Raw genomic sequence first — 26644 nt, 5'->3', positions numbered from 1 at the left:
GGAAGGGCTAGTCGGTGCGGTCGCGGCTGAAGGCATAGATCGCCACCCCTGCCAGGAGCAGCGCACCGTAAAGCCCGAACAGCGTGGCGTAGGGGTCGGCCGGGCTCTCGGCTACCGCCGCGCGGGCGGCGTGGACCCGGCCGGTGACGAACTGCATGGCCCCGACACCCGCGATGACGAAGAGGTTGAGCAAGCTCACGCCGCGCCCGGTCAGATGCGCGGGAAAGAAGGCGCGGCCATGGGCGATCATCTGCGGGAAGGAGGCCCCGAAAAAGCCGATCATCGCCAGAAGCACCGTCACGATCCAGATGTTGCCCGCGGTCAGCCCGGCCAGCGCGAAACAGGCCAGGGCCCCCAGCAGGTTGCCCGCAAGGACGCCCCATTTGCGGGTGCCCAGCCAGCGGTCGAGCGGGCCGTAGACGAAGTTGCCCGCGATCATGGCCAGCCCCATGACCAGCGACACCAATCCGATCCGCGCTGCGTCAGCCGCGAAGACATCCGCCATGTAGGGACCGACCCAGAGCCCACGCGTGCCGGCCGAGGGCGCGTAGTTCACCAGCATCAGCGGCAGGATCAGCCACATTGCCGGGATTTTCAGGATATCGAGGACCGAGCCGCGCCTGTCCGCCTCGGCCCGCGGCGGGTCTTTGACGAAGGCGGCGATCAGCCCGGCGATGGTCAGGCTGATCGCCGCCAGCGCGAACATCGTGCCGCGCCAGCCGATGGCCTCGGCCGTCCAGGCCAGCGGCACGGAACTGGCGACGTTGCCCAGCGAGCCGATGCCCAGCACCACGCCCGCCAGCGTGCCGAAGACGGCCGCGGGGTAGACCCGCGCGAAGATGAAGTAGGACGCCATCAGCACCGGCGAACAGCCGATCCCCAGAAGCACCATGCCGAAAACGATGTGCAGCGGCGATTGCGCCAGCGCACAGACCAGCGCGCCGCCGGCCCCGCCCAGCGCGAAGAGCACCGAAGCCGTGCGCCGCGGCCCGACTCGGTCGAGCGCCGCGCCCACCGGAATCTGCATCGCGGCGAAGACCACGAACCACATGCCCGAGGCGCAGGACAGATCGGCCGGCGTGGCCCCAAGATCGGCCTCCAGCGCAGGCGCCAGCACTGCGAGGAACGCGCGATAGAACTGGCTGAGCACATAGGCCAGCACGAGGCTGATGACGCCCGCTTGCATGGCTTCCCTTCCCTTCGATCGGGGTCAGGTCGCACGTCGCGGCATCAGCGACAAGACCGGGCGCGTCAGAGCGCCCGCGAGTGGCGCCCCTCAGGCATGGCGTATTCGTCCAGTTCCGCGGCGATCAGACGCGCCACCAGGCGGGCGTTCTCGGTCAGGCGGATGCGATTGTCATGCACCTCGACATGGTCGGGAAAATCCCGCGGGATGTGCCGGACCCGGTCGCGCAGGGCCGCGACCGACAGGCCATGCCGCGCGGCAAGCGCGTCGAGGTCCAGTTCGAAGCGGCACATCAGCATTTCGATCATGTCCGCGCGCACCCGGTCCTCGGCGCTCGTGGCATGGCCGCGCACGGTGGCCAGGCGCCTCTCGGCGACGGCCCCGGCATAGGTCGAGGAGGTCGAATGGTTCTGCGCGAACCCCTGCGGATAGCGCGAGATCGCCGAAGCGCCCAGCCCGATCAGCAGGTCCGAGGTGTCATCCGTGTAGCCCTGGAAATTGCGCCGCAGGGTGCCGAGGCGGTCGGCTTCGGCGAGGGTGTCGCCCTCGCGGGCGTAGTGGTCGATGCCGATCTCGCGGTAGCCGTCCCAGACGAACAGCCGCCGCGCAGTGTCGAAGAGGGCCAGCCGCGCCTCGGCGTCGGGAAGAGCATCCGCGGGGATCATGGCCTGCCGCTTGGCCATCCACGGCACATGCGCGTAGCCGTAAAGCGCCACCCGGTCGGGGGCCAGCGACAGCACCTTCTGCACGCTGTCGGCCATGCGCCCCTTGTCCTGGTGCGGAAGGCCGTAAAGGATATCCATGTTCAGGCTGTGCACCCCGGTCTCGCGCAGCATGTCGACGACATCGCGGGTCTGCTCGAAGCTCTGCTGGCGGCCGATACACTCCTGCACGACCGGGTCGAAGTCCTGCACCCCGATCGAGGCGCGGGTCATGCCGATCTCGCCGAGGGCCTCGATTCGCGGCCGGTCCACCTCGGTCGGGTCGATCTCGACCGAGAACTGGCAATCCTCGGCCCGGGGGCGGAACGCGGCGATGTCGCGGCCCAGGTCGCGGATCATGTTGGGTGGCAGCAGCGTCGGCGTGCCGCCGCCGAGGTGTACCTGGCTGAGCACCATGTCCTGCGGCAGATTCGCGTCAACGATCGCCATCTCGGCCCGCAATTGGTCGAGGTAGGGGATCAGCGGACGATCCGTGCTGGTGCCCTGTGTCCGGCAGGCACAGAACCAGCACAGGCGCCGGCAATAAGGGATGTGCAGGTAAAGCGAGACGCGCGCCCCCGAGGGGACGGCCTGCAACCAGCTCGCGACGGTTTCGGGGCCGACATTTTCGTTGAAATGGTTGGCGGGCGGATAGCTGGTGTAGCGGGGGGCCCTCGCGTCAAAGAGCCCCAAACGCCGCAGTCGGTCGATGGATGACATTGCTAACTCCTGATCCTTCGCGTTAGGCTAAATCCGTTCTTCTTTGCGAACGGGGACCCAAGCTGTGTCTATTTCGCTGTCGACAACGGACATCCGTTGTGCCGATTGCCCGATCCGCCATCGGGCGGTCTGTTCCAGTTGCACCGACGACGAGCTTCTGGAGCTCGACCAGATCAAGTACTACCGCACCTATGCGCCCGGGCAGACGATCGCCTGGGGCGGTGACGAGTTGACCTTCGTCGGGTCGGTCGTGCGGGGAGTTGCCTCGCTCAGCCAGACCATGGAGGACGGGCGCACGCAGATGGTGGGCCTTTTGCTGCCCTCCGATTTCGTCGGTCGCCCTGGGCGCGCCTCGCTGCCCTACGATGTCACGGCCGTCTCCGAGATCACGCTGTGCTGTTTCCGGCGCAAGCCCTTCGAGAAACAGCTGGCGATGACGCCGCATATCTCCGAGCGGCTTCTGGAAATGACGCTCGACGACCTCGACGCGGCGCGGGAATGGATGCTGATCCTCGGGCGCAAGACCGCCCGCGAGAAGATCTCCAGCCTGCTGACGATCATCGCCCGGCGCGAGAAAAGCATGGAATTCGCCGCCCAGGGCGATGCGGTGGTCATCGACCTGCCGCTGACACGGGAAGCCATGGCCGACTACCTGGGCCTGACGCTGGAAACGGTCAGCCGCCAGATTTCCGCGCTCAAGCGCGAGGGCATCATCGAGCTGGACGGCAAGCGCCGAATCATCGTCCCCGACATGCCCGCCCTCATGGAAGAGACCGGCGACGACATGGATGGCGGCCTGATCGCCTGACCGGGCCGCGGTCGCGTCCTGCCTGTTGCCGGGGGTCGTCATCGCACGCATCCCGCCCCGCTCAGTGGGTCATCAGGATCGGCACGGTGGCCGACTGGAGCATTTCACGGGTCGCCCCGCCGAGGACAGCCTCGCGCATGCGCGCGTGCCCGTAGGCGCCCATGACGATCACCTTGCTGCCGTGCTCGGCCACGAAACGGTTCAGCACCGCCGAAACCCGCGGCAGGGTCTTGGCCAGGATAGAGACCTCGGATTTCACCCCGTGGCGGGCCAGCATCAGACAGAGCACGCCGCCCGGATCCGAGCGTTCAGGCGAATGACTGGGCGGATCGACCATGACGATGTCGGTATGGTCCGCGTCACGCAGGGCCGGCAGGGCCTTGCGCACGGCCTCGAGGCATTCGTCGCTCTCGTCCCAGGCGATCACGGCGCGGTCGAGGGGCCGGCCCAGATCGCAGGCACCGGCCGGCACCACCATGACAGGCGCCCCCGTCCCGAAGAGCGCGGCCTCCAGCGTCAGGACCTGCATCTGCGTCGCCGCCTCGCCATAGGGCTGGGCCGCGACCACCAGATCGGCATAGCGCGCCAGCCGCGCCACTGTCCCGTCCAGGCCCATTGTCGTCACCACGGCGGGCGCCACCACGGCGGCAAGGTCGTAGGCCGCCAGCACGCCTTCGGCCCACCCGACGAGGTCATCGGCCTGTTGGCGTGCTTCGTCGACGCCGGACTCGAGGACGACGCCGGCGGCCCCCACCGGCATGGCCTCGTACCGCGCGGGATCGACCCCGAGCGCGTGGACATCCAGGTGGGCCCGCTCGCGCACGGCAATCTCGGCGGCGGCGGTCAGCGCGGGCGCGTCGGCGACCGCATCGGTCACGATGACGGCGATTGTCTTGTAGGACATGGCGGATCCTCGAGCTCTTGCGGGCCGAACCATGGGGCGGTCGCGGGTGTTTGCCCTTTCAGTCCTAGCAAGCCTTGGCCCGGATTCACTTGACATGGATCAAGGCCGCGCCCTGCCCGAGATGACACACCCCGGACGCAGAAGCATCCGCCCGGACGAGTCCGATCTGACTCGCGCGGGCCAAGGAAGGGAACGCACGTCATGTGGGATTGGATCAAGATCGCGGTCCTGGGCATCACTGCCCTGCTGGCCGCAGTGGCGGCGAACTTTGCGAGGGACCTGGCATTCCAGGTCCACGCATTGCTCGTCATGGCCGTCGCGGCCGGGTTGTTCATATACACGGTGAGAACCGCCGGCGACGAGAAACCGGCCCCGGCCGGCTATATGGACGGGGTCGTGCGCGCGGGCGTCATCGCCACCGCCTTCTGGGGCATTGCCGGGTTCCTGGTGGGGACCTTCATCGCCTTCCAGCTGGCGTTTCCGCAGCTCAACTTCGATTTCCTGCAGGGCTATGGCAACTTCGGCCGCCTGCGTCCGCTGCACACCTCGGCGGTGATTTTCGCCTTCGGCGGTAACGCCCTGATCGCCTCGTCCTTCTATGTCGTGCAACGCACCAGTGCCGCCCGGCTTTGGGGTGGCAACACCGCCTGGTTCGTCTTCTGGGGCTACCAGCTGTTCATCGTGCTGGCGGCGACCGGCTACCTCATGGGGGCCACGCAGTCGCGTGAATACGCCGAGCCCGAATGGTACGTCGACCTCTGGCTCACGGTGGTCTGGGTCGCCTACCTCGGCGTCTTCCTGGGTACGATCATCAAGCGCAAGGAACCCCACATCTACGTGGCCAACTGGTTCTACCTGTCCTTCATCGTGACGGTGGCCATGCTGCACGTCGTCAACAACCTGGCGCTGCCGGTGTCGCTCACCGGGTCGCGGTCGGTCAGCGCCATGGCCGGCGTGCAGGACGCAATGACCCAGTGGTGGTACGGCCACAACGCGGTGGGCTTCTTCCTGACCGCGGGTTTCCTCGGCATGATGTACTACTTCGTGCCCAAGCAGGCCGAACGCCCGGTGTTCAGCTACAAGCTGTCGATCATCCACTTCTGGGCGCTGATCTTCATCTATATCTGGGCCGGTCCGCACCACCTGCACTACACCGCGCTGCCCGACTGGGCCTCGACGCTGGGCATGGTGTTCTCGATCGTGCTCTGGATGCCCTCCTGGGGCGGCATGATCAACGGGCTAATGACGCTGTCTGGCGCCTGGGACAAGATCCGCACCGACCCGATCATCCGCATGATGGTCATCTCGATCGGCTTTTACGGCATGTCGACCTTCGAGGGCCCGATGATGTCGATCCGGGCGGTCAACTCGCTGTCGCACTACACCGACTGGACCATCGGCCACGTTCATTCCGGCGCGCTGGGCTGGAACGGCATGATCACCTTCGGCGCGCTCTACTTCCTGACGCCGCGCCTGTGGAACCGCGCCCGGCTCTACAGCCTGTCCCTGGTCAACTGGCACTTCTGGCTCGCCACCATCGGCATCGTGCTCTACGCCGCCTCGATGTGGGTCACCGGGATCATGGAGGGCCTGATGTGGCGCGAGGTCGACTCGCAAGGGTTCCTGGTGAACTCCTTCGCCGACACCGTGAGCGCCAAGTTCCCGATGTACGTGGTGCGCGGCCTGGGCGGGGTGCTCTACCTCTCCGGTGCGCTGATCATGTGCTACAACCTCTGGATGACGGTCCGCGGGCAGAGGCAAGTGTCCGCCGCCCCCGCCGCCACCCCCGCCGAATAAGGAGACCAAGAGATGTCCATTCTCGACAAGCACAAGGTGCTGGAGAAACACGCCACGCTGCTGCTCGTCTGCAGTTTCCTGGTGGTGACCGTCGGCGGTATCGTCCAGATCGCACCGCTCTTCTACCTCGAGAACACGATCGAGGAAGTGGAAGGCGTGCGCCCCTACACCCCGCTGGAACTGGCAGGCCGGGAAATCTACATCCGCGAGGGCTGCTATGTCTGTCACAGCCAAATGATCCGTCCCATGCGCGACGAGGTCGAACGCTACGGGCACTACTCGCTGGCCGCCGAGTCGATGTATGACCACCCGTTCCAGTGGGGGTCCAAGCGGACCGGGCCGGACCTGGCCCGCGTCGGCGGCCGCTACTCGGACGCCTGGCACGTGGATCACCTAATCGACCCTCAGTCGGTGGTGCCGGAATCGATCATGCCGCCCTATGCCTACCTGATGGATCGCGAGATCGACCCGGAACACATGGACGATCTTCTACGCACGCAGGCCATGGTGGGCGTGCCCTACACCGACGAGATGATCGAGAACGTGGAAGCGGACTTCCACGCCCAGCTGGATCCCTTCTCGGAGGGCTATGACGGGCTGGTCGCGCGCTACATCACCGACGACAACCCCGACGACGACCGCGAGCCCCGCAATACGATCGTGGCGCGCAACTACGACGGGCAGGAGGCGGTGACCGAGATGGACGCGCTGGTGGCCTATCTGCAGATGCTCGGCACGCTGGTCGATTTCTCGACCTTCACCCCCGAAGAAGCCGCGATGCCGCGCTGAGGAGAGACCGATGGAAACCTATTCCCTGCTTCGCCACTTCGCAGACAGCTGGATGCTGCTGGCGCTGTTCATCTTCTTCATCGGGACCTGGTTCTGGGCCTTCCGGCCCGGATCGCGCCGGGTGCACGAGGACGCGGCCAATTCCATCTTCCGCAACGAGGACGCACCGGCGGAAGACGATGCTGACGGCTCCCAGGACAACAACACCGACCCGGAGGGTCAGAAATGAGTGAAAAGAAAGAATACGACGGTGTCGAGACGACCGGCCACGAGTGGGACGGCATCGAGGAGCTCAACAATCCGCTGCCGCGCTGGTGGGTCTGGATCTTCTACGCAACCATCGTCTGGGGGATCGGCTATTCCATCGCCTATCCGGCCTGGCCCGGCATCAAGAGTTCGACCGCCGGTCTGCTGGGCTACTCGACCCGGGCCGACGTGGCCGAGGACATCGCGGCGGTGAACGACCAGAACGCCGCGCTGCGCACGGAACTGGCCGGCGCGGACCTTGCCGCGCTTGTCGACAACCGCGACAGCGAGGTCTACAGCTACGCGGTCAACGGCGGACGCGCGGTCTTTGCCGCCAACTGTTCGCAGTGTCACGGGTCGGGCGCCAACGGCGTCGCCCCCGCCAACGGCTACCCCAACCTGCGCGACGACGCCTGGCTCTGGGGCGGCACGGTGGACGAGATCGCGCACACGGTCGCCCACGGCATCCGCAACGAACAATCGCTCGATGCGCGCTGGTCCGAGATGCCGGCCTTCGGCGACATCCTCCCGCCCGAGGAGGTGGACCAGGTCGTGCAATACGTGCTGTCGCTGTCGGGCAACGAAAGCGACGCCGCACTGGCCGAGGCCGGGGCCGAGGTCTTTGACCTCAACTGTTCCTCCTGCCACGGGCCCGAGGGCATGGGCGACACCTTCCAGGGCGCCCCGAACCTGGCCGATGCGATCTGGCTCTATGGCGGCGACGAGGAGACCGTGACCGAGACGGTCATGAATTCGCGGTTCGGCGTCATGCCGGCCTGGTCGGAAGACTACCGCGTCGGCGCGGGCCTAAGCCAGGACGAGGTCAATGCCGTGGCCGTCTACGTCCACCAGCTGGGCGGCGGCCAGTAAAGGACTTGCCGGGGCGTGCGGCTGCCCCGGCAATAGCGGGCCCGAGACCTGTTCGCGCATTCCCTCAGGCCCGTCCCCTCCGATCGGAGGGCCAAACCCCCGGGGTCGCGCCCGGGGGTTTTCCTTGCCCGAGACCCGCGGGTGTGGGGCCGGACAGACCGACCACATGCCGGGAATCGCAAACCTGACCCGCAGATACGGCTTTCAGTTGATCCAGGTCAAAGCCACGGGCCGGTCATATCGGCGAAACCGGGTGCAACGCGAACAGTCACGAACAGGACGATTCCATGAGTTCGACCGAAGACCAGTCGCTCTACGCCAAGCGCGAGCCCGTGTTCCCGCGCCGGGTGAAGGGCAAGTTCCGTACCCTCAAGTGGTGGATCATGGCGGTGACGCTTGGCATCTATTACCTGACGCCCTGGATCCGCTGGGATCGCGGCCCGGCCCTGCCCGACCAGGCGGTTCTGGTCGACATGGCCAACCGGCGCTTCTTCTTCTTCTGGATCGAGATCTGGCCGCACGAGTTCTATTTCATCGCCGGGCTTCTGATCATGGCCGGGCTGGGGTTGTTCCTTTTCACCTCGGCGCTGGGGCGGGTCTGGTGCGGCTATACCTGCCCGCAGACGGTCTGGACCGATCTGTTCATCCTCACCGAACGCTGGATCGAGGGGGACCGCAACGCCCGCGTGCGCCTTTGGAAAAAGAAATGGGACACCGAAAAGGTCCGCAAGCGCGCCGTGAAGTACGTCGTCTGGCTGCTGATCGGGCTGGCCACGGGCGGTGCCTGGATCTTTTACTTCGCCGACGCGCCGACCCTGCTGCAAAACCTGGTCACCGGCCAGGCGCATCCGGTTGCCTATACCACCATGGCGATCCTGACCTTCACCACTGTTTTCATGGGCGGCGTCGCGCGCGAACAGGTCTGCATCTACGCCTGCCCCTGGCCGCGCATCCAGGCCGCCATGATGGACGAGGACACGATCACCATCGGCTATCGCGAATGGCGCGGCGAACCGCGCGGCAAGGGCAAGACCCGCGAGGGCCTGGGCGACTGCATCGACTGCAATGCCTGCGTCAACGTCTGCCCCACGGGCATCGACATCCGCGACGGCCAGCAGCTGGCCTGCATCACCTGCGGCCTGTGCATCGACGCCTGCGACGAGGTGATGGAAAAGATCGGCAAGCCGCGCGGGCTGATCGATTATTTCACCCTGCGCGACGAAGAGGTCGAGCGCGCCGGCGGCCAGGCCAAGGACATCTGGCGCCACATCTTCCGGCCGCGCACCGTGCTTTATTCCTCGCTCTGGGCCGCAGTCGGCGTGGGCCTCGTGGTGGCGCTCTTCGTGCGCTCCGAGATCGACCTGACGGTCCGGGCCGAACGCAACCCGCTCTTCGACCAGATGGCGGACGGATCGGTGCGCAACACCTACGAACTGCGCCTGCGCAACATGACCGGCGATGACCGCCCCTTCCGGATCACGGTGACGGGCGCGCCGATGCTCTATCTGCAGATCGAGGGCACGCCTTATGAGACCGTGCAGGTCGAGGCCGACGAAATGCTGATCCAGCGCGTCTATGTCACGGCACCGGCCGGGTCCGAGGCGGCCCAGGAGACACGCACGGATTTCCGCATCTGGGTGGAGGACCTCGAAAGCAACGAGCGCACCCACGAAGACACCCACTTCAATGGACTGGAGAGCAGATAATGGTGATCACCGGCCGCAAGGTCTTTTTCTTCTTCGCCGGCGCCTTTGCCGTCATCATCTCCGTGAACCTGCTGCTGGCCTTTTCGGCGGTGCGCACCTTCCCGGGCCTCGAGGTCAAGAATTCCTACGTCGCAAGCCAGAACTGGGACGCGGAACGCGCCGCCCAGTTGGCGCTTGACTGGACGGTCGATGCCGTTGTGCGCGACGAGGTCCTGACACTGTCCATCACCGACGCCGAGGGCGTACCGGTCGAGGTGCAAAGCCTCAGCGGCGTCTTCGGGCGGGCCACGTCGGTCCGCGATGACCAGACCCCGGATTTCGAATTCAACGGCGAGGCCTATGTCGCCCCGGTCGAAACCGCGGACGGCAACTGGAACCTGCGGCTCGACGCCGTGGCGCCGGACGGAACCGACTTCCGGCAGAGGATCGTGGTCCTGGTCGACTGATGGCAAGCACGGATTTCGACACCGAGTTCGAAACGGGGGCCGCGGCCTGCCCGGGCTGTTCCATGGCCAGCGTCGCCGCGCAGCGCGCGCGGCAACAGGCCGGCGCGGAGGATGAAACCATCCTCGTGTCCCTGCCGACGATCCATTGCGCCGCCTGCATCAACACCGTCGAACAGGGGCTTCTGGCCCTGCCCCACGTGCGCGACGCGCGGGTCAACCTGACCCGCAAGCGCGCCACGGTGCACGCCGCTCCCGGCACCGACCCGGCCGATATCGCCGCCGATGTCGAACGGCTGGGCTACGAGGCGCATGTGCTGGATTCCGCGACCCTGTCGGGCGACGCGGCCGACCGGGCCGGGCGCGACCTGCTGATGCGGCTCGCGGTGGCCGGGTTCGCGTCGATGAACGTCATGCTGCTGAGCGTCGCGGTCTGGTCAGGGGCCGAGGGCGCCACGCGCGACCTGTTCCACTGGATTTCCGCGGCGATCGTCATGCCGGCCGTGGCCTTCTCGGCGCAGCCGTTCTTTCGCAACGCCTGGACCGCGCTGCGCGCGCGTCACCTGAACATGGACGTGCCGATCTCGCTGGCGATCCTGCTGGCGCTGGTCACTTCGCTCTGGGAGACCTCGCTGTCGGGCGAGCACGCCTATTTCGACGCCGCCATCGCACTGACCTTCTTCCTGCTGACGGGCCGCTACCTTGATCACCGGACCCGGTCCGTCGCGCGCTCGGCGGCGCGCGAACTGGCCGCGCTGGAGGTGCCCAAGGCCTGGCGCATCGGCGCCGAGGGCGACGAGAAGGTCGATGCTGGGACCCTTGCCGTGGGCGACCTTGTGCGTGTCCATCCCGGGGCGCGCATGCCGGTAGACGGGGACATCACCGACGGCACGTCGGAGCTTGATCGGTCTCTGCTGACCGGGGAAACCGTGCCGGTCCGCGCCGAACCGGGCCGCGCGGTCAGCGCGGGCGAGGTCAACCTGACTGGCCCGCTGGTGATCCGCGCAACGGCCGTGGGGCGCGATACCTCGCTGCACCGCATGGCCGATCTGGTGGCCGTCGCCGAATCCGGCCGGTCGCGCTATACCTCGCTGGCCGACAAGGCGGCCAAGCTCTATGCCCCCGGGGTCCATGTTCTCTCGGCGTTGGCCTTTGTGGGCTGGCTTGCCTACACCGGCGATCTGCGCGTCGCGCTGAATATCGCGGCCGCCGTACTGATCATCACCTGCCCCTGCGCGCTGGGGCTGGCCGTTCCGGCAGTGACGACCGCCGCCTCGGGCCGGCTGTTCCGGCACGGGCTTTTGATCAAGAACGCCACCGCCCTGGAACGTTTGGCGCAGGTCGACACGGTGGTGTTCGACAAGACGGGCACGCTGACCGCGGGCACCCCGGTTCCGACCAACCTGGCCGACATGCCGCCGCGCGACCTGCAGATCGCGCTGGCGCTGGCCTCAGGATCGGCGCATCCGCTTTCCAAGGCGCTGACCCAGGCCGCCCGTGCGGCCGGTGTCGTCCCCGCCGACGTGACCGATATCACCGAGGTGCCGGGCCACGGGACGCAAGGCACCTGGCAGGGCCACCCCGTTCGGCTGGGCCGCGCCGCCTGGCTGGGCGCCGAGCCGCTGGACCAGACCGCTGCCTGGTTGCGGGTCGGCGACGAGGCGGCACACCCGATCCTGTTCACCGACCGCCTGCGCGATGGCGCCGCCGAAACCGTCGCGGCGCTTGAGAAACGCGGGATGCGCGTGATCCTGATGTCGGGCGACAGTCCGAGGGCGGTGCAGTCGCTGGCCGGCTCCCTGGGGATCGACGACTGGACGGCCGAGGCGCTGCCGGCCGACAAGGCCGCCCGCATCGAGGCGCTGAGCGCCGAGGGCGCCAAGGTTCTGATGGTGGGCGACGGGCTGAACGACACCGCGGCCCTGACGGCCGCCCATGTTTCGATCTCGCCGGCCTCGGCGCTGGACGCGGCGCGCGTGGCCTCGGACATCGTGCTGCTGGGCGCGACCTTGTCGCCCCTGCCCGAGGCGATCTCGACCGCCGGGCGCAGCCTGCGCCGCATCCGCGAGAACTTCACGGTGGCCACCTGGTACAATATCATCGCGGTGCCGCTGGCGGTCGCGGGCCTGTGTTCGCCCCTCATCGCGGCGCTGGCCATGTCGGCCAGCTCGATCACCGTTTCCCTGAACGCCCTACGCGTGAGGTAGGCATGGAAGTCCTGTCCTTTCTCATCCCCATCTCGATCTTTCTCGGGATCATCGGGCTGGCCGGGTTCATCTGGACCCTGCGCACCAACCAGTACGACGACCCCGAGGGCGACGCCCGCCGTATCCTGTCGGACACCTACGACGACCACCCAGCCGAGGACTGACCCGGCGGCCGGTGGCGCTTCGCGCTAGAGCTTGGCGTGGGTGCCATCGCAGAGCGGCGCGTTGCCGGAGGCCTTGCAACCACAGAAGGCCGCCTTGCCATCCGTCTCGGGCGTGTATTTCACCGGGGTGAAATCGGTGCCCTTGTGGCTGCCATCGCAGAAGGGCTGGTTAGCGCTCTTGCCGCAGGCGCACCAGAAGTAGCTCTTTCCGGCTTCGACATTCGTTGCATAGGGGGCCTTGCGGGCGATCTCGGGGGCCGACATGGGTTTCCTTTCGCTGTTGTGTGACGTTGCCGGGCGTGCACGGCACGCCTACCCGATAGCTGATGCCGTCGCGCCGGCGATCAAGCCCCCGGGCAGCGCACATTCTGGCAACGGGCGCGCTCAGCTCAGGTGGTCCGGGCCGACACCGTGGTCGGCCAGGGCCGCCCGAAGCCGTTCGAAGGCGCGTTCGCGCAACTGCCGCACCCGTTCCTTGGAGACGCCATACTGTGCGCCCAGCCCGTCCAACGTGGCCGGCGGGTCACTTATCTGGGTGGCGATGATGATATCGCACTCGCGCCGGGGCAGCGTCGCGAGCGCCTCGGCCAGCACCGCCCGCAGGCCCTCCGTTTCCAGCCGTTGCAGGGGCAGGGGCGTGTCGAGGCTCGCGGGATCGACCAGAAGGGCGATGCGCTCGGCGCCGTCCTCGTCCTGCGCCGGGGCATTGAGGGACTGATCCCGCCCGGTGACGAGCGCGCGCAACTCGGCGGCGCGTTTCTCGCCCACGCCCAGCGCCTCGGCGAGCTGCCTGTTCTGCGCGGCGCTGTCGGCACCGCCCTCGTCCGGCGTTTGCGCATCGAGTCGGGCAAGGCGCGCGACCGCAGCGCGGGTCTGGTGCGAATTGGGCCGCCGCACGATCGACATGTTCGACCGCGCGTAGGCCTGCACCTCGTCGCGCACCCACCAGGCCGCGTAGGTCGCGAACCTCAATCCCCGGTCGGTGTCGAAGCGGTCGGCCGCCTTCATCAAGCCGATATTGGCCTGTTGGAGCAGGTCCGGGTCCACCTCGCCGCTGTCTCGCCCGACGCGCTTGGCGATCGCGGCGGCCAGCGGCGCAAAGGCGGCGAGCAGACGGTCTCGTGCGGCGCGGTCGCCCTGCCCCTGCCAGGCGCGGATCAGGGCCTGTTCGGTGTCGCGGGACAGCATTCCGGGGCTGCGGACACGGCGGCTGCCGCTGGTGATGTTGGTGACGGGCTTGTTCATGAAAGGGCTTTATTGGTTTCGAAGCGAAACTACGTGCAGCGCCCAGCCGCTGTCAAACCCGTTTCGATACGCTATCACTTCTTGAAGGTTTGTGCCGACCCATGTCGGCCCGGGGCCCAACCGGCGCGCGGACGGTGGCCTTGTTCATCCGGTCGCGGCACCGGGCGACATAGGGTCGCCCTGGCTCCTTCCAATCGGGCCAGTGGCACCGCGTCGCAAACCGTTACCTCGGGTCGGCGGGCCTGGATGTTCGGATCGCCGTGTATGCGAAGCCTTTTTTCTCGCGCTTCTGCACCAGTAGAATCAGCCCGCGTGTCTGCAAGACGCGCGCCAGCTCCATGACCGAGCGTGATGCGCGCCTGTCGCTGTGACCGTAGACATGGGAGTCCCGCGGTTTCGCCGTCTTAACGAAGGTCAGAAGGGCCTGCTCTTCGGGCTGGGGCTTTCGGGCCCTGTGCATCACATCGGTCATGGCGCGTGGTCTCTGGCGCGTGCTTTTAGTCTCACGGTGCGGGGACGGAGCCGCGGTCCGGTCCCGGACTGGGCATTGATCGTTCAGCCGTCACAAGGGCCTGCAGGAATGTCCGGCCAGGTCGAACCTGTTGGGGAAGGACGGCCTGGCCGGACACGGTGCCGAAGGCACGGACACGCGCGGCGGAGCATTGCCGCTGCGCCCGTCGCATCGGCCGATATTCGGAGGGAACATCGTTTTTCCAAGGTCCCGTGAACTGCGGCTAACCACAAGAGATCGAAAGTTTCTGTCCGCGCCTTGGTTGCCTGACAACCGCCCCCGCCACCGCGCAAATGCATCGTGCCGGGGTCAGACGACACGCCCGCCGCTGTCGCGCCCTGTTTTTGCGGGGTATCGCGCCGTCAAGCTTACGATCTATTTGGAAACCAAAGTTATGTTCAACCGCTGAAAGAAGCCTGATATCTGCGCAGCGAAACTCAGGCGCCACTGGCGTGGATCGCCGGATCGGCGGACGTGATCGAAAACCGGAAGGAACAATTTCATGCGCAAGCGCCCGCTAAAGACTGTGCGCGCCGTCGTGCTGGCCCTCGTGACCCCGTTTCTGGTGGCGGATCGGGCCCTCGCGGATGACACGCCGGTCGTGCTGACGATCCATCCGGCACAGGGCACGCCGCCCATCGAACTGACCGATGCCGACCTCATGGCCTTGGCGCAGACATCCTTCGTCACCTCGACGCTCTGGACAGCGGAGCGGCACAGCTTTTCCGGGCCGTCCCTGCACCGGGTTCTGACAAAGGTCGGGGCCGAGCCGTCGGCCCCGGTCAAACTTGTGGCCGCCAATGACTACGCGGTGACCCTCGAGCCCGAGTTGATCGGCGAACAGTATCCAATCATCGCCAACCGGCTGGATGGCGCCCCGTTTTCGATCCGCGAAAAGGGCCCGCTGTGGGTGATGTTTCCATTCGACGAGGAGCCCGAATTCAAGACCGAACTGCACTACAGCCTGTCGGTCTGGCAGTTGACGGATATCAGGCTGGGTCAGCCCGGCGCGGGCCCGGATGCCGGAAACTGATCCCGGGGCCAGTGCATCATGTTGATGTTGCGCCGGGTCAGCGGTGGCCTCGCGCTCTTCCTGGCCCTCGCCATGCTGGTGGTGCTGGGCCGTCAACTGTCGGAAAAGGTAGACCATTTCGCGCTCGCGCGGTCGGACAGCGACGCTTGGAACTTCGCCCAGGTCGAGGTTGCCTACAACCGGTTCCACCTGGCCCTTCAGGACGGGCTGATCGAGATTCAGGCCGAGGGGCAGTTGTCGCCGCCGACCCGGGCCGCGATCCTGGAACGGTTCAACATATTCTACGCGCGCGTCGACACCGTGGCCGAGCGCTATGACATGTTCGCCGCGCGCCCCGATGTCGAACAAACGCTCGCAGCCGTGCAGCAGCTGCGCGACGGCCTGACCGTGCCGATCGATGCCGGCCGATACGTCAACGCGCCACAGGTGCGCGACATTCTTGGAACCGTCCGCGCCGGCCGCCCGGAGGTCCGTGATTTCGCGCTGGCCGCGATGCTGGCCGGCATCGAGGATCAGGAAGCCCGGCGCGAGGAGGTTCACGCCTCGCTGCGCACGGCCTTCCTGACCCTGTCGGCGCTCATTCTCGTGATGCTGATCCTGGGCGGGTTGCTGGCGCATCTGGGGCGGTCGCTGGCCCGAAAGAACGCCTCTGAACGCAACCTGACCAGTTATCTGGCAAAGATGCTCGAAGTCTCCAGTGACGGCATCATCGTGGTCGACCGGGCGCTCAGGGTGGCGGACATCAATCGCACCGCGGAACGGATCTTCGGGCGGGAGCGGGCGGCCGTTCTGGGCTGCGACGCACTGGCGGAATTCGCGCCCCGGCGCGGCCACGCGGCCATGGCGGCCCGCCTGCGTGCCGCGCTAGACCAGCCCGATGCGGCGGGCACCGGACTGCGCCGCATGCCGGTCGTCGCGCGCCGTGGCGACGGAACGCTCTTTCCCGCCGAACTGAGCGTGGTGCGCGTTCGCGACCAGGACCGCCGGCGCGTGCTTGTCGGCTTCCTGCGCGATCTCTCCGTGGAGCGGAACGCCCGGCGCAGAACCCGGCGTGCCCTGGCCCAGGCCCGGCGCGATGCCGCGGCCAAGCAGCGGTTCCTGTCGACCATGAGCCACGAGATGCGCACGCCGCTGCACAGTATCGTCGTCGCCGCCGACATGGCCGAGAAGGCCGATACCAGCAGCGGAGGGCTGGGCTATCTGCCCAAGGTTCGGGCCGCCGCGCAGACCGCCCTGCAGCAGGTCGAAGACGTGCTCGATGTGGCCCGCGACAGCGACGAGACACGCCCCCGCCCGCCCGAGACATTCGACGCCCGTGCGGTGGCGCATTCAGTCTTTCTGCAAATGCAGCCTCTCGCCGCCGCACGCGGTACCAGGCTGGTGTTCGACTGGCACGGTCCGGCGATGCTGCACGGCGTGCCACGCGACCTGTTCCGCGTCGTGCACAACCTCGTGTCGAACGCGGTCAAGGCGACCGAGGACGGCACCGTGACGATCCGTGCATCCGACGGCGATCTTTCCGGCCGGCCGGCGCTGTGTCTGGACATTGCCGATACCGGACCCGGGATCAGCGACACCGATGCCCACCACATCTTTACCGACTACGTCTCGGGGTTTCGCGACCGCGACGGCGCGGGCACGGGCCTCGGGCTGGGGATCGTCCGCAAGGCCGTGCTGACCCTCGGCGGCCGGATCGACCTGCAAAGCACGCCGGGCGCGGGGACGACCTTTCGGGTCGTCCTCCCCCTGGCCATGCAGGCATCCGGGACCGATGCGGCAACGCCGGCGGTCGAGGACAAGCACGAGGCCGCGCCGCCGGTGGCGGATTTATCATGCCGGGGCCGAAACGTGCTGCTGATCGAGGATCACGCCACCAACCGCGAGCTGCTGGAACGCATGCTCGCGACCATCGGCTGCACAGTCACCGCCGCGGAGGACGGCCTAGCGGGACTTCGGATCGCGCTCGGGTCACCCTTCGACCTGGTCCTGACCGATCTGAACATGCCCGGCCTGACCGGCGAGACGGTCGCCCGATGCCTGCGCCATTCGAGCGTTTCCGGTGACGCCTGCATCATCGCGGCAACCGCCAAGGCGACGATGTCGCAGGCGGACAAAGAGAGCGTCGCCGCCGGCGGCATCGATGCCTTCCTGTTCAAGCCGTTCGACAGTGCGCGGCTCGAAGCCGTGATCCGCGACGCCCTGGAGGAACGGGCCATGGGCGATGACACCTTTGACGATACGGATGCGACCCGCGACCCCGACATGCTGGCCCGGTCGGCGCAGGACTTGCGCCGGGTGCTGGCCCTGTTGCCGGGGGAAGGCGCCCCGGCAGAGGCGGCTGACCTCGACGCGCTGGCGCGCATGGCGCATCACGCGGGCGGGGCACTGCTCTGCATCGGGCACGCGCGGCTCGGCCATGCGCTGCTGGAACTCGAACGCCTGTGCGGGGCGGACGATCCCGACGGCCTGCGCGGCATGACGCTCGTTCTCGGCGTCGAGATCGAGCGGTTCCTCGCCCACGCGGGTGAACCCGTCCCGCCCATCTGAAACCCGGGCCGCAAAGCCAGGGCAGTCTCAAAGGGTGCAGGGCCATCTTCCGAGTCCGGCGCACACACGATCGATTGCACGCGTTATGGCCCCGTTGGTGGCACAGTGGGGTCACAGGCAAAAACAAGGACAAACCGCAATGTTCAGCGTTTACGACGGCCCGGATGCCCGCTGCATCCTGCTCAGCAAACAGCCGACCGTCCTGGTCGGATTGCGCGACGTGCTCGAACAGAACGAGGCGGAGATCGTGCAGGTCTCGGACTACCCGGCGCTTGACCGCGCGCTTGCAGCCGATCCCGGTATCAACGTCGTGATGATCGACCTCGACAGCCAGGAAAGCGTGGCCGCCCAGTTCGACGCGCTGAGCCGTTTGCGCCTCACCCATAGCGACAGGCCCACCATCCTGTTGTCGCGGGACTTCGAGACGGACGAGTTCGGCACGCACCGCATGATGCTGGGCGACGTTTCCCTGCGCGTGCCGGTGCTGCACGCGTCGCTGGAAATCGCACTTCTACAGGCCCCGGTGAACAACCTCGACTGGCGCCGGCATCTCGACGCGCGGCCTGCCGAGCCGGTCGCCGTGGCCTGGAACGCTCGGCGCGGGGAAGCAGCCTACACGCCGGCATAGCGGACAAAGGGCCACGCCCGAAAAACGCGTGACTGCCCAGCCGGCCATCCCGTCCGCAACCAAGCCGATCACCTCGGCGGCGGCGTCCCGGTCACAACAGATTTGCCTTGGACGCCACGATGACGGCATGGGCCCGGTTGCGCGCGTTTAGCCGCTGGCAGATCGTGCGCATCCGCATCTTCACGGCGACCTCACTTCGATCGATCTCCAGGGCAATTTCCTTGTTGGTCTTGCCCTCGGCCACGGCCCTGAGGATGAACAGATCCGTATCGCTCAGCGAGGCGTCGGAGGCTTTCTTGGCGGCGTCACGGCGCGGCAGCGACATCGGAACGAATTCATTGCCGTCATGAATGAGCTGCAGCGTGGTCGGCAGACTGCGCAACTGCTGCGATTTCGAAACGAACCCCTTGGCGCCGAGGTCGATCGCGCGCCAGACGAAATCCCCGTCGCTGGTGCCCGAGAAAAGAACCACCGAGCCGTTGGGCACCGCATCGATCACCCGTTTGACCGAGCGCAGGCCCTGCATGCCGGGCATCGTGATGTCGAGCATGACAAGAACCCTGTCCTTGCCGTTGGCACGCAACGTGCCGAGTGTCCCGTCAAGCGTTTCGCTGAGACTGACCCGGAACCCGCCGTGTTCGAGCAACGTTGCACGCAAGGCTTCGGCAATCATCCGATGATCATCCGCAATGAGCACGTGAATGTCGTCCGGTGCCGGTTCGGACCCGGGTTTCTCGCTTCTTCTTGTCATCTCTTCCACGTGGTCACCGCCAATCGGTTGCAAGGTTGATGCTCGACGTCGCCCTTGACCTGTTCGCGACACGCACATGCTTATGCGTTACGATCCGGTCGCGCGGGTGGATCGGCTCACCGTGGGCAACGATATAAATCAAATGAAAAGCGGCCGCTAACGGCACCCTCGCGATACACCCTTTTGCCCAACGCGAGATACCAAAGTAGCCGCGTTGGTGCGGTCCTGCCCTGCCACACCCGCGCCAGCCCGGCGCGCCAGCGAACCGCGACACGCCCCATCCGGTTTTTTACAAGGAAAGACGGTCAATGATCCGATGCACGTGTGCTGACACGCCAAGATGTGCCAGAGCCCATTGGTCGGAGTGGCAGGATTCGAACCTACGACCCCTGCCTCCCGAAGACAGTGCTCTACCAGGCTGAGCTACACTCCGACCGTGGGGCGCGAATTACTCCTGCCGGTCGGCTTTTGCAAGGCCGATTCTGCTGTCGGGGTGCTTGCCGATGAAGCGCAGAAATGGACCCGTGCGCAGGCTGGTTCCGGTGTCCGGGCGCGACCGGGTGCGCAGCACCGGCGTGGTGCGCGAATGCGTGCCGGTGCTTTCCCGCAGCACGATGTAAAGCCCCGAGGCGATGATCAGAGAGCTGCCGATCAGGGTGGGCCGATCAATTGTCTCGCCGAAGAACTGGTAGCCGTAAAAGGATGCCCAGATGATCTGGGAATACTGCATCGGCGCGATGATCGCCGCCTCGCCGGCCTGGTAGGCGGCGATGACGAGGCGCCCGGCGGTGAAGGCGAAGATCGCGATCAGCGCCAGCAGGCCCAGATGCTCGATCGGCATCGGTTCGTAGACGAAATAGAGGGCTGCCCCCAGCAGCACGAAATTCGCCACCATGGGGTAAAGCATCATCACGACGGGGCGTTCCTCGGCCCCGATCTTGCGCACGATGACGGAATTGAACGCGCCGCCCACGGCGGCCGTGAGCGCGGCAAGGTGACCGGCCCCGATCTCGGTCGCACCGGGACGCAGGACGACCATGACACCACCCAGCCCTACGATCACGGCGATCCAGCGGCGCAGGCGCACGGTTTCGCCCAGCATCGGGATCGCCAGCACGGTGATCAGCAACGGGGCGGCGAACAGGATGGCGTAGGTCTGTGCCAGCGGCAGCACCGAGAAGGCGAAGAAGGCCCCGAGCGCGGTCAGCACCGTCGCGACGGTGCGCAGCGCCATCCACCAAGGGTGGACCGGCACCAGCGTGCCCGGCGAGGAATCCCGCATCAGCATCAGCGTGGCGAGCGGGAAGCTCAGCAAGACCGAGAAGAAGAGGATCTGTACAGGCGAATAGCTTGCCCCCAGCGTTTTGACGAAAACATCATGGGTGGCGAATATCCCGAAGGCGAGGAGCGCGAACAGGGCACCGCGCAGGTTGGCCGACATGGGGTGATCCTTTTGGCTTGGCGCGATGTTAGCACCAACGCCGCGACGCGAAAAAGGCCAAACCCGGCCAACCCTACAGGCTGGTGTTCAGCGCCGCGACCACGGCATCGCCCATCTCGCTCGTGGTCACGGGCTGCACACCTTCCCCGCCCAGAAGATCGGCGGTGCGCTTGCCCTCGGCCAGCACCCGTTCCACCGCCTTTTCCAGGCGGTCCGCCTCATTGCCCATGTCGAAGCTGTAGCGCAGGGCCATGGCAAAGCTGAGGATGCAGGCGATCGGATTGGCCTTGCCTTGCCCGGCGATGTCGGGGGCCGATCCGTGGACGGGCTCATACAGCGCCTTGGGCCGGCCGTTTTCCATGGGCGCCCCGAGCGAGGCCGAGGGCAACATCCCGAGGCTGCCGGTCAGCATGGCGGCGGCGTCCGACAGCAGGTCCCCGAAGAGGTTGTCGGTGACGATCACGTCGAACTGCTTGGGCCAGCGGCACAACTGCATGGCACCGGCGTCGGCATACATGTGCGACAGCTCAACGTCCGGGTAATCGGCGTCATGCACCGCCTGGACGACCTCGCGCCACAGGATGCCGGATTCCATGACGTTGGCCTTTTCCATGGAACAGACCCGGCCCGAACGCTTGCGCGCCAGGTCAAAGGCGGCTCGGGCCACGCGCGCGATTTCACCCTCGGTGTAGCGCTGGGTGTTGAGGCCCACGCGCTCGCCCCTCTCCTCGAAGATGCCGCGCGGCTCGCCAAAGTAGATACCGCTGGTCAGTTCGCGCACGATCATGATGTCGAGGCCGGCGACCACATCCTTTTTTAGGGACGAGAAATCGGCCAGCGCGTCGAAGCACTGCGCCGGGCGCAAGTTGGCGAAAAGGTCCATTTCCTTGCGCAGGCGCAGCAGCCCGCGCTCTGGCTTCACGCTGAAGTCGAGGGCGTCGTACTTCGGCCCGCCCACGGCGCCCAACAACACGGCGTCGGCGGCCTGGGCGCGGGCCATCGTGTCGTCGTGCAGCGGGGTCCCGTGCGCATCGTAAGCAACCCCGCCGACAAGATCCTCTTGCACGTCGAAGGCCATGCCGCGCTTGTCGCCGAACCAGCCGATGATTTTCTTGACCTCGGTCATGACTTCCGGGCCGATGCCGTCACCGGCAAGGATAAGCAGCGAGGGCGTGGGCATCTTGTCTGGTCCTTTGCGCGTTGCGTGCGAAACCGCCTAGCCGAGCCCCCGCGGGGCGTCAAGAAACCAGCGGCGCGAGCCCCTCTTGCAAGGCGCGCCAGACCCGGCGCAGGCGCGGGGTCTCGCGCATGGCCTCGTGCGCGGTCAGCCAGACAGGCAGGGTCGGCAGCGGCAGGCCGAGGTCGATCTCGACCAGATCCGGGTCGGCCAGGCCCATCTCTCGCTGGGCAAAGCCGATGCCGCACCCCGCGCGCACCAGTTCCCAGTAGACCAGGTTGTCGTCACAGCGGACGGGGAAGAAATTCCGCGTGACCGGAACGCCCATCTGCGCGAAGCCTTCGAGGATGGCCGGGTCGCGGTCAAAGCCGACCACGTCATGCGCGGCCATCTCCTCGGGTCGCCCGGGCAGACCGCGCCGCGCGACATAGGATCGGGCGGCAAAGGTGCCGAGGGCGATGTCGCCCAGGTGCAGGGTGACGAGGTCCAATTGCCGTGGGCGGAACATCCGCAGCGCGATGTCTGCCTCGCGGTAGAGCAGGTTCGAGGTCGTGTCCGAGGGGACCAGCTCGATCTCGATGTCCGGTTCGCTGCGGCGCAATCCGGCGATGATCGGCGGCAGATGCGCGCCGGAGATAATCATGCTCGCGGTGATCCGCACGGTGCCCGACAGGGCCGTGTCCCGCCCAGCCGCGGTCAGGGCGATCTGCTGGGCCGCTTCGGCCATGCTGCGCGCTGGCGCGACGAGGGCTGCACCGGTTTCGGTCAGCGCGACCCCGCGCGCGCGGCGCTGGAACAGGGCGACGCCCAGTTGCTGCTCGGCCGCCTTGACCTGCCGTCCCACCGTGGGCTGCGAGGCGCCCAGACGCCGGGCCGCGCCGGACAGGCTGCCCTCCTCGGCGACAGCGAGAAAGGTCTGCAAGAGCGACCAGTCCAGACGATGCAGCATTTCCATTCACAAATGAATACATGCCCTGCGCTGTCAGGCAATTCCTGTTCAGAACGGCAGGTGACAGACTCTCGGCATGCGTTACACAGGAGACCAAGACATGCCCACTGCCCTCATACTCGGCGCCAATGGAAAGATCGGCCGCCACGCGGCCTCCGCCTTTGAAAGCGCGGACTGGCGCGTTCGACCCTATACCCGCGGGACCGACATGACCCGGGCCGCCGCGGGTTCGGATGTCATCGTCAACGGCCTCAATCCCCCGGCCTATCACGACTGGGCCCGCCTGGTCCCCGAGATCACCGCGCGGGTGATCGCCGCGGCGCAGTCCAGCGGCGCGACTGTGATCCTGCCCGGCAACGTCTACAATTTCGGTGACACCCCCGGAACCTGATCCGAGGAAACACCGCAGCGACCGGTGTCGCGCAAGGGCCTGATCCGCAAGGAAATGGAAGCCGCGTATCGCGCCGCCGACATCCAGACGATCATTCTGCGGGCCGGCAGCTTCATCGACCCGGCGCACCAGGGGGACGCCATGGCCGCGCTGCACATGCGCGACATCCGGCGGGGCAAGCTGACCGCCGCGGGTGATCCTGATTGCCTGCACGCCTTCTGTTACCTGCCCGACTGGGCAAAGGCGGCGGTAATGCTGGCCGAGCGTCGCGACCGACTCGCACAGTTCGAGGACGTTCCCTTTCCGGGCCATGCCTTCACGATCCGCGCGTTGCAGGGCCTGCTCGATGCGGAGACCGGCCGCCGTCATCGGATCGCCCGGTTGCCGTGGCCGATGCTGCGGCTGGCCGCACCGGTCTGGGAACTGGCGCGGGAACTTCTCGAGATGCGTTACCTCTGGAACACCGATCACCGGCTAGCGGGCGAGAAATTCGCGCACCTTTTGCCAGGGTTCACGGCAACCGATCGTCGAACGGTGATGCTGGCCGGGCTACCGGCGGACATCCACCCAGACAATACGGTGAGGTCCGGCGGCGCGCCCGTCCGCACCGAGCAGATCGGCCTGCGGTGACCCGGGCGCGGGCCAGAAAACCCCCGCCCCGGTAACGGTCAGGTCGCGGCTGGGCAGCACGTAGGACACCCGCAGGTTGCCGGGGCCGGCCTCGTCCCAGTCGGCGGTGTCCAGCGCAGGATCGCCGCTGTGACCGGGGCTGGGGTTGGCCGCGCCGCCGGCGCTCGCCGGTTTCGGGTCCTGCAAAAGCGGATGGTCAAGCATACGGGCCATGGCACGGCGGAACCCGTCGCCATCGGCCGGGTCCAGGTTGGTGTTGCCCAGCAGCACCAGCGGCGGCTCGGGCACGGGGCCGAGATCGCCCGCCAGAAGACGCACCCAGAGCCTCAGCTCGTCGCGGTTGCGCAGGCCGTTGCGGTCCTCGGGGCCGTCGAAGACCGGCGGCGTTGCCGAATAGGCCAGCAGCGTCAGTGTCTTGCCATCCCCGAGGCGCAACGGCACCACCCAGTGCGAGGTCGAGGACAAGCGCCCGGCAGCCTGCGCCTCGGCCGAGGGGAAGGGACCGTCCGCGGTTTCGGGCAGCACCGCCCCTGGCAAGTCCGGCCAGGGCAACTTGGTGAAATCCCTCACTTGACCTTCCAGAACAGGTTGGCGCGTCAGCAGCGCCAGCCCCCCGTCGCCGCGAAACCGGCCATACCCCTGGGCGTCGCGCGGCTCGCCCAGCCGGCCGTTACCGTCCATGTCCAGCCCGGTGGCGAGGCCCGCGTTTCCCGCAAGCGCGAAGACATGGGCGAAGGGGCGTTCGAGCCGCGCGTTGAAGGCCCGCAACGCGGCCAGCCCCCGATCGTGGTCGAAATCGGTCAGCAACAGAATGTCGGGCACAGCCGCATCGACAATGCGTTGCGTGGCGCGCACCTGCGGATCGTCGCCATCAAGGATATCGCGCAGCAACAGACCCGGCCCGTCGCGGCTGAGGGGGGCGGCGAAAGTGGCGATGCGAAGGGCGTCTTGCGACAGCGCCGCCAGGGGCACGAGGCAAAGGAGCAGGGCCGCGCTCAGACGACCGAGGGCTCGGCCTCGTCGGACTCCTGCATATAGGCGCGTTCCCGCTGCGCCGCGATCATCTGGGCCAGTCGCCCGAGGGCGATGCCCCTCATGATCAGGCTGGCGGGAAGGAAGGCCCATGCGGTCATCGTCCAGATCAGCGTGTGTGAATTCGCCAGGCTGATGGGGTCGAAGACACTCGAGGCCAGCTTGACGATCGCCGGGATCATGAATGGCAGCAGGAAGCCTAATATAAGGTTAATGTTGCTGTCGCGCTCCAGCCGATGCACGACGTCGCCGCCGGCCGTGGGATCGAAGGTGGGAAGGTTCACCCAGACATTGAAGGCCCCGCCGCCCTGGCTAGGCCAAGCCCTTATGCGCAGGATCAGGATGAAGGCGATCAACCCCACCAGCGAGATCAGGTAGCTCAACCCGGCGGCGGTCCGCACGTCCCAGACCAGCCGACCCGGCGCGTTGTCCGGCAACATCAGGACGACGAGGCGCACGGGCGAGTAGGGAAAGTCCATCACATCGGCCAGACGGGCCCCGAACATCGAGAACAGGTCGGTCATCGTTGATGGATCGGTCTTGCCCTTGGCGATCATCGCCATCGAGAAGACCATTAGGAACAGCACGATATAGCGCAGCCGGTTGAAGGGCGGGGCATAGCGGAATTCGACGAGGCTGGGGTAGGCGGAGTTGTACTCGGCCAGGGTGAACAGCGCGGCGACCAGCGCCACCAGGGCAACGGTCTGATTGGTGTCATGCGAGGTTCCTGCCACCATCAGCGATGGCAGGATCACCAGTATGACCATCAATGCCGCGCGGAGCACCGCGCCTGCGATCCGGGAAACCACTGCCCCATTATCCTCAATCCGGTCAGGGCCGATACTTTGCCGACCCTTTGTACCCGCGTCTGCACCTTCGCCCGTGTCGAGCCTGTCACGATGCCTTGTTGTTGCCATGATTTTGCCCACTTCCCGGTCGTGCCGCAAGTCACCGCTGTTGCTGGCGCGGAAACGGGGCGGTTTTGCGGCAAGACTGGTGCGACAATGCAACCATTCCAAAGCACTGAAATGAAAAGATCTATATGTAGCGGCCAGGTACGCGCCAGCCACTAGCGCCGTTCAGGGGCTGTCAAAACTTGGGGCGATACCGGGGCCGGATCGTTGCCCGGCCCCATCCGAAATATGTCACACCCAGGGGCGTTCGGCGCGCATTTTCTCTTCGAAGGCGTCGATGGCCGGCGCCTTTTCCAGCGTCAGGCCGATATCGTCCAGCCCGTTGAGCAGACAATGCTTGCGCCAGGGATCAACCTCGAAGGTGATCTCGCCACCGTCGGGGCCGCTGATCGTCTGGCTCTCCAGATCGACGGTCACGGTCGCGTTGGAGCCGCGCTCGGCGTCCTCCATCAGCTTGTCGACGTCCTCCTGCGGCAGAACGATGGGCAGGATGCCGTTCTTGAAGCAGTTGTTATAGAAGATGTCGGCAAAGCTGGTCGAGATCACGCAGCGGATGCCGAAATCGAGCAGCGCCCAGGGCGCGTGTTCGCGCGACGAGCCGCAGCCGAAATTGTCGCCCGCCACCAGTATCTGCGCGTCGCGGTAGGCAGGCTTGTTAAGCACGAAATCAGGGATTTCATTGCCCTGCCGGTCATAGCGCATCTCGTCGAACAGGTTCACGCCCAGCCCGGACCGCTTGATCGTCTTGAGGAACTGCTTGGGGATGATCATGTCCGTGTCGATGTTGACCAGCGGCAACGGCGCGGCAATTCCGGTGAGTTTGTCAAATTTCTGCATTTTCTCTCTCCTTCGCC

27 protein-coding genes and 1 tRNA gene are annotated in these 26644 nt (G+C 66.6%); 14 read left to right on the top strand and 14 right to left on the bottom strand.

The genetic code is table 11. The features are described 5' to 3' along the window. Positions 1-7: 7 nt before the first annotated feature. Together BU124_RS06250 and hemN are read right to left on the bottom strand one after the other, a co-directional pair. Complete coding sequence (locus tag BU124_RS06250; protein ID WP_084861762.1) at positions 8-1186, bottom strand: MFS transporter; 1179 nt, start codon at positions 1184-1186, stop codon at positions 8-10. A gap of 65 nt (positions 1187-1251) precedes the next feature. After that, positions 1252-2607, bottom strand: coding sequence for an oxygen-independent coproporphyrinogen III oxidase (gene hemN, locus BU124_RS06245; protein WP_084861760.1), 1356 nt, complete (start codon positions 2605-2607; stop codon positions 1252-1254). Between the two features lie 64 nt (positions 2608-2671). Between hemN and fnrL the strand changes: the two genes are divergently transcribed. Beyond that, entirely contained in the window at positions 2672-3415 is a 744-nt protein-coding gene (gene fnrL, locus BU124_RS06240) for a transcriptional regulator FnrL (RefSeq protein ID WP_084861758.1), read from the top strand. Positions 3416-3476: 61 nt separating this feature from the next. On the opposite strand, the gene BU124_RS06235 is transcribed toward fnrL, so the two are convergent. After that, positions 3477-4319, bottom strand: coding sequence for a universal stress protein (locus BU124_RS06235; RefSeq protein ID WP_084861756.1), 843 nt, complete (start codon positions 4317-4319; stop codon positions 3477-3479). Between the two features lie 201 nt (positions 4320-4520). Between BU124_RS06235 and ccoN the strand changes: the two genes are divergently transcribed. From ccoN to ccoS, 8 genes are all read left to right on the top strand, one after another. Beyond that, the gene (gene ccoN / locus BU124_RS06230) at positions 4521-6116 is read left to right on the top strand and encodes a cytochrome-c oxidase, cbb3-type subunit I (protein ID WP_084861754.1); all 1596 of its coding nucleotides are present in this window, start codon (positions 4521-4523) and stop codon (positions 6114-6116) included. Between the two features lie 12 nt (positions 6117-6128). Next, the gene (gene ccoO, locus BU124_RS06225) at positions 6129-6905 is read left to right on the top strand and encodes a cytochrome-c oxidase, cbb3-type subunit II (RefSeq protein WP_084861752.1); all 777 of its coding nucleotides are present in this window, start codon (positions 6129-6131) and stop codon (positions 6903-6905) included. Positions 6906-6915: 10 nt separating this feature from the next. After that, entirely contained in the window at positions 6916-7134 is a 219-nt protein-coding gene (locus tag BU124_RS06220; RefSeq protein ID WP_084861750.1) for a cbb3-type cytochrome c oxidase subunit 3, read from the top strand. Then, positions 7131-8021, top strand: coding sequence for a cytochrome-c oxidase, cbb3-type subunit III (gene ccoP, locus BU124_RS06215; RefSeq protein WP_084861748.1), 891 nt, complete (start codon positions 7131-7133; stop codon positions 8019-8021). Before BU124_RS06220 ends, ccoP begins: the two co-directional genes overlap by 4 nt. A gap of 287 nt (positions 8022-8308) precedes the next feature. Then, a complete protein-coding gene (gene ccoG, locus BU124_RS06210; protein ID WP_084861746.1) occupies positions 8309-9727 on the top strand; it encodes a cytochrome c oxidase accessory protein CcoG in 1419 nt (472 codons plus the stop codon). After that, positions 9727-10173, top strand: coding sequence for a FixH family protein (locus BU124_RS06205; RefSeq protein WP_084861743.1), 447 nt, complete (start codon positions 9727-9729; stop codon positions 10171-10173). Before ccoG ends, BU124_RS06205 begins: the two co-directional genes overlap by 1 nt. Beyond that, a complete protein-coding gene (locus tag BU124_RS06200) occupies positions 10173-12377 on the top strand; it encodes a heavy metal translocating P-type ATPase (RefSeq protein ID WP_179141874.1) in 2205 nt (734 codons plus the stop codon). Before BU124_RS06205 ends, BU124_RS06200 begins: the two co-directional genes overlap by 1 nt. Before the next feature lie 2 nt (positions 12378-12379). Beyond that, on the top strand, positions 12380-12541 hold the full coding sequence (gene ccoS / locus BU124_RS06195; RefSeq protein ID WP_084861741.1) for a cbb3-type cytochrome oxidase assembly protein CcoS: 162 nt from the start codon (positions 12380-12382) through the stop codon (positions 12539-12541). Positions 12542-12565: 24 nt separating this feature from the next. Here ccoS and BU124_RS06190 read toward each other — a convergent pair whose 3' ends face one another. From BU124_RS06190 to BU124_RS14760, 3 genes are all read right to left on the bottom strand, one after another. Further along, positions 12566-12805, bottom strand: a complete 240-nt coding sequence (locus BU124_RS06190; RefSeq protein WP_084861740.1) for a CDGSH iron-sulfur domain-containing protein — start codon at positions 12803-12805, stop codon at positions 12566-12568. A gap of 120 nt (positions 12806-12925) precedes the next feature. Continuing rightward, a complete protein-coding gene (locus tag BU124_RS06185; protein ID WP_084861738.1) occupies positions 12926-13786 on the bottom strand; it encodes a sigma-70 family RNA polymerase sigma factor in 861 nt (286 codons plus the stop codon). Positions 13787-14009: 223 nt separating this feature from the next. Next, positions 14010-14258 carry a hypothetical protein gene (locus BU124_RS14760; RefSeq protein WP_084861736.1) on the bottom strand — a complete coding sequence of 83 codons (249 nt, stop codon included), beginning with the start codon at positions 14256-14258 and terminating at the stop codon, positions 14010-14012. A gap of 541 nt (positions 14259-14799) precedes the next feature. Here BU124_RS14760 and BU124_RS06175 point away from each other — a divergent pair. From BU124_RS06175 to BU124_RS06165, 3 genes are all read left to right on the top strand, one after another. Next, the gene (locus tag BU124_RS06175) at positions 14800-15330 is read left to right on the top strand and encodes a putative pterin-binding protein (RefSeq protein ID WP_084861734.1); all 531 of its coding nucleotides are present in this window, start codon (positions 14800-14802) and stop codon (positions 15328-15330) included. An 18-nt stretch (positions 15331-15348) separates the two neighbouring features. Further along, a complete protein-coding gene (locus tag BU124_RS06170; protein ID WP_084861732.1) occupies positions 15349-17877 on the top strand; it encodes a hybrid sensor histidine kinase/response regulator in 2529 nt (842 codons plus the stop codon). Positions 17878-18016: 139 nt separating this feature from the next. Next, positions 18017-18505, top strand: a complete 489-nt coding sequence (locus BU124_RS06165) for a hypothetical protein (protein WP_084861729.1) — start codon at positions 18017-18019, stop codon at positions 18503-18505. A 91-nt stretch (positions 18506-18596) separates the two neighbouring features. On the opposite strand, the gene BU124_RS06160 is transcribed toward BU124_RS06165, so the two are convergent. The 5 genes from BU124_RS06160 to BU124_RS06140 all read right to left on the bottom strand — a co-directional run bounded on the left by BU124_RS06160 (position 18597) and on the right by BU124_RS06140 (position 22829). Further along, a complete protein-coding gene (locus tag BU124_RS06160; protein WP_245831628.1) occupies positions 18597-19256 on the bottom strand; it encodes a response regulator transcription factor in 660 nt (219 codons plus the stop codon). 356 nt (positions 19257-19612) lie between these two features. Continuing rightward, positions 19613-19689, bottom strand: a tRNA-Pro gene (locus BU124_RS06155). Positions 19690-19704: 15 nt separating this feature from the next. Then, positions 19705-20697: a DMT family transporter gene (locus tag BU124_RS06150; RefSeq protein WP_084861725.1), complete on the bottom strand. Its 993-nt coding sequence runs from the start codon at positions 20695-20697 to the stop codon at positions 19705-19707. Positions 20698-20770: 73 nt separating this feature from the next. After that, a complete protein-coding gene (gene leuB / locus BU124_RS06145) occupies positions 20771-21877 on the bottom strand; it encodes a 3-isopropylmalate dehydrogenase (RefSeq protein ID WP_084861722.1) in 1107 nt (368 codons plus the stop codon). A 58-nt stretch (positions 21878-21935) separates the two neighbouring features. After that, the gene (locus tag BU124_RS06140) at positions 21936-22829 is read right to left on the bottom strand and encodes a LysR family transcriptional regulator (protein ID WP_084861720.1); all 894 of its coding nucleotides are present in this window, start codon (positions 22827-22829) and stop codon (positions 21936-21938) included. 94 nt (positions 22830-22923) lie between these two features. On the opposite strand from BU124_RS06140, the gene BU124_RS15000 reads away from it, so the two are divergent. Both BU124_RS15000 and BU124_RS06135 read left to right on the top strand, forming a co-directional pair. Next, entirely contained in the window at positions 22924-23214 is a 291-nt protein-coding gene (locus tag BU124_RS15000) for a Rossmann-fold NAD(P)-binding domain-containing protein (RefSeq protein WP_245831620.1), read from the top strand. 24 nt (positions 23215-23238) lie between these two features. Then, positions 23239-23844 carry a Rossmann-fold NAD(P)-binding domain-containing protein gene (locus tag BU124_RS06135; protein ID WP_245831619.1) on the top strand — a complete coding sequence of 202 codons (606 nt, stop codon included), beginning with the start codon at positions 23239-23241 and terminating at the stop codon, positions 23842-23844. On the opposite strand, the gene BU124_RS06130 is transcribed toward BU124_RS06135, so the two are convergent. From BU124_RS06130 to leuD, 3 genes are all read right to left on the bottom strand, one after another. Next, positions 23764-24816: an endonuclease/exonuclease/phosphatase family protein gene (locus BU124_RS06130; protein WP_245831618.1), complete on the bottom strand. Its 1053-nt coding sequence runs from the start codon at positions 24814-24816 to the stop codon at positions 23764-23766. The two genes, BU124_RS06135 and BU124_RS06130, sit on opposite strands and share 81 nt — an antisense overlap. A 23-nt stretch (positions 24817-24839) precedes the next feature. Next, a complete protein-coding gene (locus tag BU124_RS06125; protein ID WP_245831627.1) occupies positions 24840-25643 on the bottom strand; it encodes a hypothetical protein in 804 nt (267 codons plus the stop codon). A gap of 378 nt (positions 25644-26021) precedes the next feature. Further along, positions 26022-26627 (bottom strand): 3-isopropylmalate dehydratase small subunit, encoded by a 606-nt coding sequence (gene leuD, locus BU124_RS06120; protein ID WP_084861716.1) that lies wholly within the window; start codon positions 26625-26627, stop codon positions 26022-26024. Positions 26628-26644 lie beyond the last annotated feature (17 nt).

The organism is Salibaculum halophilum (assembly GCF_002094885.1).
GTDB classification, from domain to species: Bacteria; Pseudomonadota; Alphaproteobacteria; order Rhodobacterales; family Rhodobacteraceae; genus Salibaculum; species Salibaculum halophilum.
This window is presented reverse-complemented; position numbering and strand designations above follow the sequence as displayed.

Bases quoted from the DNA above. Each gene is read 5' to 3' on its own strand.
- BU124_RS06140 (WP_084861720.1), bottom strand. From the start codon at position 22,829: ATGGAAATGCTGCATCGTCTGGACTGGTCGCTCTTGCAGACCTTTCTC.
- BU124_RS06170 (WP_084861732.1), top strand. From the start codon at position 15,349: ATGTTGATGTTGCGCCGGGTCAGCGGTGGCCTCGCGCTCTTCCTGGCC.
- BU124_RS06150 (WP_084861725.1), bottom strand. From the start codon at position 20,697: ATGTCGGCCAACCTGCGCGGTGCCCTGTTCGCGCTCCTCGCCTTCGGG.
- BU124_RS06250 (WP_084861762.1), bottom strand. From the start codon at position 1,186: ATGCAAGCGGGCGTCATCAGCCTCGTGCTGGCCTATGTGCTCAGCCAG.
- BU124_RS06205 (WP_084861743.1), top strand. From the start codon at position 9,727: ATGGTGATCACCGGCCGCAAGGTCTTTTTCTTCTTCGCCGGCGCCTTT.
- ccoG (WP_084861746.1), top strand. From the start codon at position 8,309: ATGAGTTCGACCGAAGACCAGTCGCTCTACGCCAAGCGCGAGCCCGTG.
- BU124_RS14760 (WP_084861736.1), bottom strand. From the start codon at position 14,258: ATGACCGATGTGATGCACAGGGCCCGAAAGCCCCAGCCCGAAGAGCAG.
- ccoS (WP_084861741.1), top strand. From the start codon at position 12,380: ATGGAAGTCCTGTCCTTTCTCATCCCCATCTCGATCTTTCTCGGGATC.
- ccoP (WP_084861748.1), top strand. From the start codon at position 7,131: ATGAGTGAAAAGAAAGAATACGACGGTGTCGAGACGACCGGCCACGAG.
- BU124_RS06125 (WP_245831627.1), bottom strand. From the start codon at position 25,643: ATGGTCATACTGGTGATCCTGCCATCGCTGATGGTGGCAGGAACCTCG.
- BU124_RS06190 (WP_084861740.1), bottom strand. From the start codon at position 12,805: ATGTCGGCCCCCGAGATCGCCCGCAAGGCCCCCTATGCAACGAATGTC.
- BU124_RS06165 (WP_084861729.1), top strand. From the start codon at position 18,017: ATGTTCAGCGTTTACGACGGCCCGGATGCCCGCTGCATCCTGCTCAGC.
- BU124_RS15000 (WP_245831620.1), top strand. From the start codon at position 22,924: ATGCCCACTGCCCTCATACTCGGCGCCAATGGAAAGATCGGCCGCCAC.
- BU124_RS06235 (WP_084861756.1), bottom strand. From the start codon at position 4,319: ATGTCCTACAAGACAATCGCCGTCATCGTGACCGATGCGGTCGCCGAC.
- ccoO (WP_084861752.1), top strand. From the start codon at position 6,129: ATGTCCATTCTCGACAAGCACAAGGTGCTGGAGAAACACGCCACGCTG.
- leuB (WP_084861722.1), bottom strand. From the start codon at position 21,877: ATGCCCACGCCCTCGCTGCTTATCCTTGCCGGTGACGGCATCGGCCCG.
- BU124_RS06160 (WP_245831628.1), bottom strand. From the start codon at position 19,256: ATGACAAGAAGAAGCGAGAAACCCGGGTCCGAACCGGCACCGGACGAC.
- BU124_RS06175 (WP_084861734.1), top strand. From the start codon at position 14,800: ATGCGCAAGCGCCCGCTAAAGACTGTGCGCGCCGTCGTGCTGGCCCTC.
- leuD (WP_084861716.1), bottom strand. From the start codon at position 26,627: ATGCAGAAATTTGACAAACTCACCGGAATTGCCGCGCCGTTGCCGCTG.
- ccoN (WP_084861754.1), top strand. From the start codon at position 4,521: ATGTGGGATTGGATCAAGATCGCGGTCCTGGGCATCACTGCCCTGCTG.
- BU124_RS06200 (WP_179141874.1), top strand. From the start codon at position 10,173: ATGGCAAGCACGGATTTCGACACCGAGTTCGAAACGGGGGCCGCGGCC.
- hemN (WP_084861760.1), bottom strand. From the start codon at position 2,607: ATGTCATCCATCGACCGACTGCGGCGTTTGGGGCTCTTTGACGCGAGG.
- BU124_RS06185 (WP_084861738.1), bottom strand. From the start codon at position 13,786: ATGAACAAGCCCGTCACCAACATCACCAGCGGCAGCCGCCGTGTCCGC.
- BU124_RS06220 (WP_084861750.1), top strand. From the start codon at position 6,916: ATGGAAACCTATTCCCTGCTTCGCCACTTCGCAGACAGCTGGATGCTG.